General features: G+C 30.5%; 4 protein-coding genes. All 4 read left to right on the forward strand.

What is annotated here, in order from left to right; genetic code table 11:
* The first annotated feature begins 285 nt into the window (after window positions 1-285).
* Window positions 286-1,446, forward strand: coding sequence for a metallophosphoesterase (locus VIM70_RS09840; RefSeq protein ID WP_331945581.1), 1,161 nt, complete (start codon window positions 286-288; stop codon window positions 1,444-1,446).
* A 57-nt stretch (window positions 1,447-1,503) separates the two neighbouring features.
* A complete protein-coding gene (locus VIM70_RS09845) occupies window positions 1,504-3,741 on the forward strand; it encodes an excinuclease ABC subunit UvrA (protein ID WP_331945582.1) in 2,238 nt (745 codons plus the stop codon).
* A 121-nt stretch (window positions 3,742-3,862) separates the two neighbouring features.
* Window positions 3,863-4,024 (forward strand): hypothetical protein, encoded by a 162-nt coding sequence (locus VIM70_RS09850; protein ID WP_331945583.1) that lies wholly within the window; start codon window positions 3,863-3,865, stop codon window positions 4,022-4,024.
* A gap of 193 nt (window positions 4,025-4,217) precedes the next feature.
* On the forward strand, window positions 4,218-5,025 hold an 808-nt coding region (locus VIM70_RS09855; RefSeq protein WP_331945584.1), incomplete at its 3' end, for a hypothetical protein.

Raw genomic sequence — 5,025 nt, forward strand, 5'->3', positions numbered from 1 at the left:
TTCCATTATTAGAACCAACTATTAATGTTAGTTTGTTCTATAGGTGATTCAAATATGATGTGAAGAGCCGTATGCCTTAATAGGGCAAGTACGGTTCCGTCGAGGAGCATGGGCGGTAACGCCTGTGTTTACTTAAGAGTATAAAATTTTATTAAATAGTAATAAGCATATGAAGGGGCAAAAAAATGAGTAAAACAAAAATAGCATCAAGATATTACACACAATCTAATAATACTAAAAAATTAGCTATAAGAATTGAAGATGCAGTAGGCAGTAGAGATTAAAATGAATGGATTAATGATACTTATTGCTATTTTATTTATATGTTTGTATGGAACCATAAATTATTATATAGGTTTAAGGGTGTGGCAGAACCTATTTAGTCATATCCATTTTATAAATTCTAAACTTTATTGGATACTGTTTTCTATAATAGCAGTGTCATATATTGTTACAACGCTTTTACCTTCGTTTATGCCAACAATAATATCAACTAAATTGAATATTATAGGATCATATTGGATGGCAATAATGTTTTATCTTATTTTAGTGTTGCCTATAATAGATTTAATAAGAGTTATAAATAGAAAAATTGTAATTATTCCAAGAAGTTTATCCGGTCATTATAATGTCTCATTAATAGTAATGGGAATACTAGTTGCGTTTATATTTGGTGTAATGATATATGGTACATGGAGTGCTCGTAGCGTGATAGTAACAAAATATAATCTAAATGTTGATAAAGTTGCGGGTAATCTAGATACTTTGAAGGTTGTTATGGTATCAGATATTCATCTTGGGATTATGGTAGATAATGATAGGCTTACAAGTATGGTAAATAAAATCAATGATTTGAAACCTGACATTGTGTTGATACCTGGGGACATTATTGATAGTAGCATTGATCCTTTTGTAAAAGAAAACATGAGCGATAACTTTAAGCGGATAAAAAGCAAGTATGGAGTGTATGCCTCTCTTGGAAATCATGATGGAATAGGAAGTAATGTAGATGATGTAGTTAAAAAATTTGAGAATGCAGGTATAACTGTGCTGCGAGATAATTCAATATTAATTAATGATAGCTTTTATGTTATAGGTAGACAAGACCCATCTTTAGAGCGGGCTACAAAAGTTAAAAGAAAAGATTTGTTATCATTAGTAAATGATTTAGATAAGTCAAAACCATTTTTGGTTATGGATCATCAGCCGGTAAATTTAAGTGAACCTGAAAATCAGGGGATTGATTTACAAGTGTCAGGGCACACCCATAGAGGACAGATATTTCCTGCAAATATTATAACCAATAGAATTTTTGAAATAGACTATGGGTATTTGAAAAAGAACAATTCTCAATTTATTGTATCTTCAGGTTATGGAACATGGGGACCTCCAATTAGGATAGGTAGCCGCTCAGAAATTGTTGAAATAAATCTTAAATTCAAATAATAAATAGTTATTTAGAATGCAGAAAAAAACAGAAGAATGATCGATGGAAGGGATAATTTGATGGAGGAGTTTATAATCTTAAAAGGTTGCAGAGAAAATAATTTAAAAAATATTTCAGTAAATATACCTAAAAGAAAAATCACTATATTTACTGGTGTATCTGGTTCAGGAAAATCATCTATTGTTTTTGATACAATAGGAAAGGAAGCTAAACGTCAGTTAAATGAGACATTTAGTGCCTTTATTAGAAACTTTTTACCAAAGTATGGAGAAGTGAAAGCTGAATATATAGGGAATTTATCTACACCAATAATTATTGATCAAAAAAGAATTGGTTCTAACTCAAGGTCCACCCTTGGAACTATCACGGATATCAATCCATTCATTAGAATGCTATTTTCAAGAATAGGAAATCCTCATATTGGTCAAAGAAATAGATTCTCTTTTAATGATATAAGTGGTATGTGCCCTGAGTGTGAGGGCCTCGGCAGGAAACTAACTGTAGATATGGATAAAATTCTGGATAAAAGTAAGTCAATAAATGAAGGTGCTATTTTGCTCTCAGGGTTTGGTATTGGTTCTTGGCCTTGGAAAATTTTTGCTGAATCAGGATTTTTTGATAACGATAAGAAACTATGTGATTATACAAATGAAGAACTAGAGAAATTTTTATATGGCTCCCCTGAAAAGATAAAAATAAGTGTTATTGGAACAATGAATATAACTTATGAGGGGTTAATTCTAAAGTTTAATAGATCATATTTAAAGAGTGATAAAGAAATGTCTGAGGCTTCGAAGAAAAAGCTTAGTAAATTAATGATTTCAGCAGAATGCCCTTTGTGTCGTGGTAAAAGGCTGAATCAAGAAGCATTAAATTCTTTAATTAATGGTTATAATATTTCAGATTTTATGTCAATGCAAATTGATGAGCTCATTAATGTTATAGATGAAATTAATTTAACAGAGATTTCAACGGTAATTGAAAGCATAAAAGAAAAGCTCAACAATATTATAGATATAGGCCTGGGGTATTTAACCCTTGATAGAGAGACATCAACATTATCAGGTGGTGAATCACAGCGTATAAAGATGGTTAAGCATTTAAATAGTAATCTTATAGATTTAATGTATATATTCGATGAGCCAAGTATTGGGCTTCATCCAAGAGATGTTCATAAATTAAATGAGCTCTTACAAAAGCTAAGAGATAAAGGAAATACAGTTATTGTAGTTGAACATGATCCAGATGTCATAAAGATTGCTGATTATGTTGTTGATGTTGGACCATATGCCGGTTCCAAAGGCGGTAATATAGTATTTGAAGGAAGTTATGATGAATTACTGACGTCTGGCACACTTACAGGAAATGCCTTAAAGAAAAGTCTTTCAATTAAAAAAGTTGCTAGAAAGCATAATGGATATCTGGAAGTTAATAATTGCAATGCAAATAATTTAAAAAACATATCGGTTAAAGTTCCAAAGGGGGTACTGACTGTTATAACAGGTGTTGCAGGCTCCGGTAAGAGTACACTTATGAAACAGGAGTTTTTAAAACAAAACAAAGATGTTATATTAATTGATCAGAGTGCAGTTTCCGCAAATTCAAGATCAAGCCTAGCCACTTATGGTGGAATAATGGATAACATAAGAAAGGTCTTTGCAAAAGCTAATAATGTCGATGCATCACTATTTAGTTATAATTCAAAAGGTGCCTGTGAAAATTGTAATGGTACTGGAATAATTGAAACAAACCTTGCTTTTATGGAGAATACTAAAAATACTTGTGAAGTTTGCGAAGGGAAAAGGTTCAAAAAAGAAGTTTTAGAATATACTATCCAAGATCAAACAATAATAGATGTTCTTGATATGACAGTTTCGGAGGCTTTAGTATTTTTTGATAATAAACAAATTAAGACAAAGTTACAGTCAATAGAAGAAATGGGAATTGGATATTTAACTTTAGGTCAAACACTTGATACATTTTCCGGAGGAGAATGTCAAAGGTTAAAACTTGCTAACGAATTACATAAAAATAGTTTGGTATATGTTATGGATGAACCATCGACTGGGCTTCACATGTCTGATATAGAAAAATTTATAGGCATAGTAGAAAATATTGTTGATAATGGAAATACTGTTATTATAATAGAACATAACATGGATATTATAAGAAGTGCAGATTGGATAATAGATCTTGGACCAGAGGGCGGTATAAGGGGTGGAAATGTAATCTTTGAGGGGACACCTTTGAAATTAAGTAGATGTAATAAATCTCTCACTGCTAAATATATATAGGTGAAGGCGGTAATAATTTATTACTCATTATATTTATCTAATAAAAAACAACTATTTAGAAGGAAATAACTCTCAAGTGCAGAATAGATATATGAAAGATTATTTTAAGGAGGTCAAATAAATGTCAAAATTTGAAATTCCAAAGGATAAAGATGAAATAAAGCGACAAATTAAAGCCTTACAGAGCCTATTACCTATAGATGATAAGAAAAGAGATACAAAAAGTAAGCAAATGCACCAAGATGAAATTAAAGCCCTTAAAAAAGCTTTAAGCGCTAAATAAGAGATATTAACTATTCATATAAGTAACACAGATACCCGTAAATGAAAAGAAAAGGATTAAGGCACAAAATGCTGTAATCCTTTTCTTTTGTAATAAATGGTATTTAAGTATACATTTAGTTATCCAACATATATATTAAATATTATGTATTCTGGAGATGGGAAAACTTAGGGAGGGGATCAATACGAGAAATATGATTATACCAAATTTTTGGGATATGCATTTAGCTTATAAAGGAAAAAATTTAATAAACCAAAATTTTTTAAACGATGATGAATTATTAAAAATTGAAGCTAAAAAAACTAAAAAAATCCGTGTAAAGTTGGGGCTCCATGGTATTGTAGGTGATCTCCAGTTTGTTCTTATAAATACTGAACTCCACACACAAGAAGATGTTTTAAAGGATTTTTTAACATATACTGGCCATGATTTATACACTGCGATGGAAAATGAGTATGAAAAAATATTTGTATTAAAAAATACAACCACAAGCTCCGCAGACGTTTTAATAAAAGCTAGAAAAAAAGGTGAAAATCCTTATCTAGACTTTAATGTTCATCCCAAGACAAAGCATTTACCAAATACAAGGCTAGAAGCTTTTGTATTTAAATGTAGTAAGGTTAAGAAATATTATGAAATTCAAAAATCTAGAGGAGTTAGTTTTTTAACTGATAACATAATTGAAACTGATAACTATTACTATATTCAAACTATACCGTCTAGTTTCACAGAATTTTCCTATGGATTAATAGAATGGAAAAATATAGTAGTAAATTACTTAGATAAAGGATTTACTTTATTAAGCTTAGATTTTAAAAAACCTTCAGACAACTATGTTAATAACATTAAGGCTCTTGACCATGCAGCTACAAGAATATTGGCAAAGGATAGAGATGCAGCAATACTCGAACTTATGGAGTTAACTAATTACAATTTTGATTTTGCAATATATGTGAAATCCATGAATTCTATTACATCAGTGGCAAGAGTTATAGATGGCC

Source organism: Clostridium sp., from assembly GCF_036569345.1.
Taxonomy (GTDB): domain Bacteria; phylum Bacillota; class Clostridia; order Clostridiales; family Clostridiaceae; genus Clostridium_AD.

Excerpts from the sequence above, each read along its gene's own strand:
- VIM70_RS09850 (WP_331945583.1), top strand. The coding sequence starts at position 3,863 with ATGTCAAAATTTGAAATTCCAAAGGATAAAGATGAAATAAAGCGACAA.
- VIM70_RS09840 (WP_331945581.1), top strand. The coding sequence starts at position 286 with ATGAATGGATTAATGATACTTATTGCTATTTTATTTATATGTTTGTAT.